Source organism: Aeromonas sp. HMWF015, assembly GCF_963878965.1.
In the GTDB taxonomy this organism is placed as follows: Bacteria; Pseudomonadota; Gammaproteobacteria; order Enterobacterales; family Aeromonadaceae; genus Aeromonas; species Aeromonas veronii.
In genome coordinates, this window is the sequence record NZ_CAWNZT010000244.1 from 1 (window position 1) to 4,077 (window position 4,077).

The following is a 4,077-nucleotide window of genomic DNA, read 5'->3' on the forward strand; positions in this document are numbered from 1 at the left end:
CCCCAGACCTGGCATAACCATCGTGCCTATACCGGCTCCGGCCCCCACTGCACTCATTGACTGCCCCCTACGAGCGGTCTTCAGACTTTTGTTGGCGACCTCTATCTCCGACTCTCGGTTTGCTGCATCACGCAGCCCCATCATCCCCTGCTGCCGCGCCTGAGCACCGAGATCAAGTAGTCCGTACCCCATTACATGCCTCCCCCGGTTTTAAGTGACTCACGCAAACCAGCATCAGCACCGGTCAAAATCCCCATTTGGCGAGCCAGCTCCTGCTCACGCAAACCGTTTTCAGTGCCTGCGGTCATCAACGCTATGCGTAAACTCTGACTGTTGTCGCTGGCATTGCTACTCACCCCCATGCGGGCGTTACGGTTTGCCGTAGCCTGCTGGGCTGAACGCAAGGCATTGGCATTATTCGCATCCACCCTTCCAAGCTGGTCACGCATCAACTGTCCATTGGTAGCCAGCTCCATCAGCTGCTTCTGCTTGGGGTAGAAGCGATTCTTCCAATCCTGGAACTGCTCACGTGTGATGCGAGCGAATGTATCTGCGGCAAACCCCATAGCTCCCCCTAATACCCCTTGCCCTGAAGCACGGATGCAGTCGGACTGATCTTCTTACTTGCTGGCGCAGAACCAGCCCTGAACTCCTTGAGCCCATACGCCGTGCCAGCACCAGCCAGGGTTCCAACGAGCCCGGCCGTGGCCATCTTGTTTTGAAACGAGGTCTGCGCATCATTGGCTGCCTTGCGAAGGCTGGTGTTCGCCAAATCCCCCATCCCCGCCAACGCTTCAGCCTTTTGGCCAGCGCCAATGCTCACCACATCCTTGAGCCCCGCCACATACCGGTCCTGCTGACTGGACTGCGCTCGGTTACTTGTATCGGTCTGGCTTAGGGCTTGTTCCGTCTCCAATTCATCCATCTGCGCCTGATACTTTCCACTCGTCGGGTCCACCCCTTGAGCAGCTAATGAAACCGATAGTTCACTGCGCGCCTCCCCGAATCCTTGAGCTGTCCCCAACGCCGACATTCCGGCAATGTTGTCGTACTCAGACTCCCGGTTGAGGTCGTCAACCTTGTCCATGAACAAGTCTTCGTACTGCTGCAGTTCGTTCTTGTAGATCTCCCACTGCTCCAAAGCCACCGCGGCAGCGGCCTTCTGGGCCTCGGTTTCCTTGATTTCGTTCGAACCACCCTTGCCCATCACCCCACCTCACAGGTCAATTTGAAAGACATAGAACCCATCAGAATCATCGGGTCGCCGTTGCCAACCCTGGCGTTTCGCCACTTTCAGCCACCCTTTTCTCACTGAATGGAAGCGAAGCCACCGAGCCCCGATCATCCGCGCAAGGCGTTTCACTTCTGGCAAATGGCGATCCGCAGCTCCTCGCTCCCCCCAACCAATCCATACCACTACTCCCGTGATCCCGGCCTCAGAGACTGGCTTCAACACAAAACCATCGCTGCCACGCACAAACAAAAACGCCACCCTGGTTTGGATGGCGTTATGAAGATCGCGGATCAAGTTTGGGTTACCAACATCACGCGCAATGCGAGCAAGATGAGTCATGATAAAGAGCCGCCTTGTTTGAATAACACCACTCGCCCATTTTGAGATGGGTCACTACGAACCCATCCGTCACCACGAATTCTCTGGATGCGAATTGTGATCACTGGCTCTCGATTAGCTGGAATGGTGATATCGCCTACGTAGGCCCCGACCTCATTAACATTGGTAACTGGCCCCTGCGACGGGTTAGAGGTTGCGTAGGCAGCGGCCACCGCAGTGAGGTTTTTTACCACTTCACCATCCATCAACACCGACACCTGCATCGTTGTGGAATTGGAGCTCGATATAGGTGAAGAACCGCCACCTGACGCAGTCGTTGAACACCCTACCAAACCCGCAAGCCAAGGGATTGTCAGAGTGCGTGGGAACCCCACGGCCTGATTTATTTTGATGCGACAGACATCAATAGGTCCTGCTTGTTTGGCATGTGTCACACAGGCGTAATCTCGTGCCACATACACATCACCGACGATTCGCTCCGCATAGACGGTGCCTTTCACTATGCAATCTTGTTCAATCGTGCAGTTACCGATGACCATGTTCTTCACATAGCCGCCTTCCGCTCGTAAGCGGTTGGTATACAGGCTGCCATCACTGTAGATGATGGTGTGCCACCCCCAGCTCCAGCCACCATATGGCCCCCCTTTACCGAAGCCAGCTGCGCCGCCGGCCATAAAGGCGTTGCCCATGTCGATCTGGCCACCAGTAATAAGCGGGGCGCTAATACTGCTTCCTGCTTTGATGTAATCAGCCGTGATTTTCTCAGAATGGATAATCTGGATGGTTGCTTTACGAATAATTGCCTCGGCAATCACCGTCTGACCATTGTCGATAGCAAACAGCGGCGCCAATGGGGTTGCGCTATTTGGGTCGAACACAAATACCTGGCTTGCAGAGAGCGCAACCTGGCTGGTGCCATCATCCTTTGCAACCAGTCCTATTCCTGCGGTGATGTCCCCGGCGTTAGCTTTAACAGTCCACATCGCCTGGGCACCACCCTTGAGCTCCGCAATGGCCTGACTTTGTTGCTGGACAGCTGCCCCTAACTCGCCCGCCTTGGCGTTCACGGTGTCAATTCGCTTCCCCAACGCCCCATCGGCCGAAGCCCTGGCCTGGGCCTCTGTGGTGATCTGGCCGGCTAGCTGAGTATCTCCCTCCTTGAATCCCGCGGTAACTTGCGTGATCTTCTTGGCCAATGCCTCCTCAGCATTAGTACGTGCTTGGACTTCTTTCTCAAAACTGGCACCAAGCCGGTTGAGGTTGCTGGAAAGCTGCGGCACCTGCTGTATGGGCTCAAGCAGTGACTGGACCAGGTGGCTTGCCTCGATTTTGCCCTGCAGCTCATCCAAGATGTCCTGAACATCTCGGCTGGTCTCGGCATGCAGACCCTCTGTGCCTTGATAAGGGCCCTCCATGTCATTCTTGTTCACAAACCGCACCCAGTAGAAGGCAGCAAACTCCTTGCCCACCGCATCGGCATAGACGTTGGCCAGCGTCGCCCCAACCCTGACTGCATGGCTTAGGTTGTCATCCTCGGATCGCCACACCTCGGCAAAGGCGTGCCCCCAATATGTCGGGGCATCCCAAGTCAGCACGATGGTATGAAATGCGCCGCTTACTGTAACGTTGACCGGAGCATGGGGCGGCTGAACACCGCTCCACTCCGGATCGACGTTGTTGGCTGGGGGGAGCTCTGGTACCAGTGAACCGCTAGCGGTACGCCGTAGATTTATCATTCCCAGACCAACAGCTTCCCGCAACGTTAACGCTTTATCCAGACGGTCCCCTTTCTGGCCGGTCAGGATCTGCATGTTCTCTGTCAGGCCCTGCTGCGTATTGCTTGCACGGAAAGTCGGCTTGCTCATGATGCAGTCACCTCTGCAATGCTGCCCCCCAGAAGGATCCGCTCCACCACTGAGGTCCCCGTTACCTCCACCTGCCAACGTTGGCCACGTACCGGTGGCAATCTAAAAGCGCTAACCGGTACCTGGCCTGGTGTGAGTTCAAAGACTTTGTTCCCATCCACCAGAAGGGCAAAGCCTACCAAGGCAAGGTTCTCCCCCATTAAGCGTGCTGCTGCCAGGCGCATTCCCGGTGGCAAGACAAACACCTTTGAGCGCCATTGCATCGATAAGGGCTGAGTTCCACCCCGCCACTGGAACAGGCGGTTTTCCTTGGCAAGCATGAGCGCATCCAACTCCATGTCAGGCACAGCAGCATCCCAGCGACCGGAGAGCCAGCGTAAATCCCCTGATTTAGGATCGAACACAAACCCATGAGTATCGGTCAGAGCAACGTATTTACCCTCGTTGTACCAGGCACGAAGTGTGTGGGGCTGCAGTTTCTGCCACTGCGCACGGGTGATAATGCCCTCGGTCACCACATGACCACCCTCGGCGCCGACCCCGACCAACCCATCTGGTGACGCATACAACACCAGACCATCGAGGGCCACCATGGAGCGGCTGCTGATACAGGCCTGCTGTACCGAGGAAAGCTTTTGC

General features: G+C 56.2%; 4 protein-coding genes and 1 pseudogene. All 5 read right to left on the reverse strand.

Features of this window, described 5'->3' with window-relative positions; translation table 11 throughout:
• Window positions 1-191 precede the first annotated feature (191 nt).
• Window positions 192-566 (reverse strand): hypothetical protein, encoded by a 375-nt coding sequence (locus tag AACS18_RS13015; protein ID WP_108612449.1) that lies wholly within the window; start codon window positions 564-566, stop codon window positions 192-194.
• Between the two features lie 8 nt (window positions 567-574).
• A complete protein-coding gene (locus AACS18_RS13020; RefSeq protein WP_108612450.1) occupies window positions 575-1,207 on the reverse strand; it encodes a hypothetical protein in 633 nt (210 codons plus the stop codon).
• Window positions 1,208-1,216: 9 nt separating this feature from the next.
• Window positions 1,217-1,573 carry a hypothetical protein gene (locus AACS18_RS13025; RefSeq protein WP_108612451.1) on the reverse strand — a complete coding sequence of 119 codons (357 nt, stop codon included), beginning with the start codon at window positions 1,571-1,573 and terminating at the stop codon, window positions 1,217-1,219.
• Window positions 1,570-3,438, reverse strand: coding sequence for a phage tail tip fiber protein (locus tag AACS18_RS13030; RefSeq protein WP_108612452.1), 1,869 nt, complete (start codon window positions 3,436-3,438; stop codon window positions 1,570-1,572). The genes AACS18_RS13025 and AACS18_RS13030 overlap by 4 nt, the downstream gene beginning before the upstream one ends.
• Window positions 3,435-4,077 (reverse strand): annotated as a pseudogene (locus AACS18_RS13035) (hypothetical protein); the annotation flags it as partial. The pseudogene AACS18_RS13035 and the gene AACS18_RS13030, both read right to left, overlap by 4 nt.

Excerpts from the sequence above, each read along its gene's own strand:
- AACS18_RS13030 (WP_108612452.1), bottom strand. The coding sequence starts at position 3,438 with ATGAGCAAGCCGACTTTCCGTGCAAGCAATACGCAGCAGGGCCTGACA.
- AACS18_RS13025 (WP_108612451.1), bottom strand. The coding sequence starts at position 1,573 with ATGACTCATCTTGCTCGCATTGCGCGTGATGTTGGTAACCCAAACTTG.
- AACS18_RS13015 (WP_108612449.1), bottom strand. The coding sequence starts at position 566 with ATGGGGTTTGCCGCAGATACATTCGCTCGCATCACACGTGAGCAGTTC.
- AACS18_RS13020 (WP_108612450.1), bottom strand. The coding sequence starts at position 1,207 with ATGGGCAAGGGTGGTTCGAACGAAATCAAGGAAACCGAGGCCCAGAAG.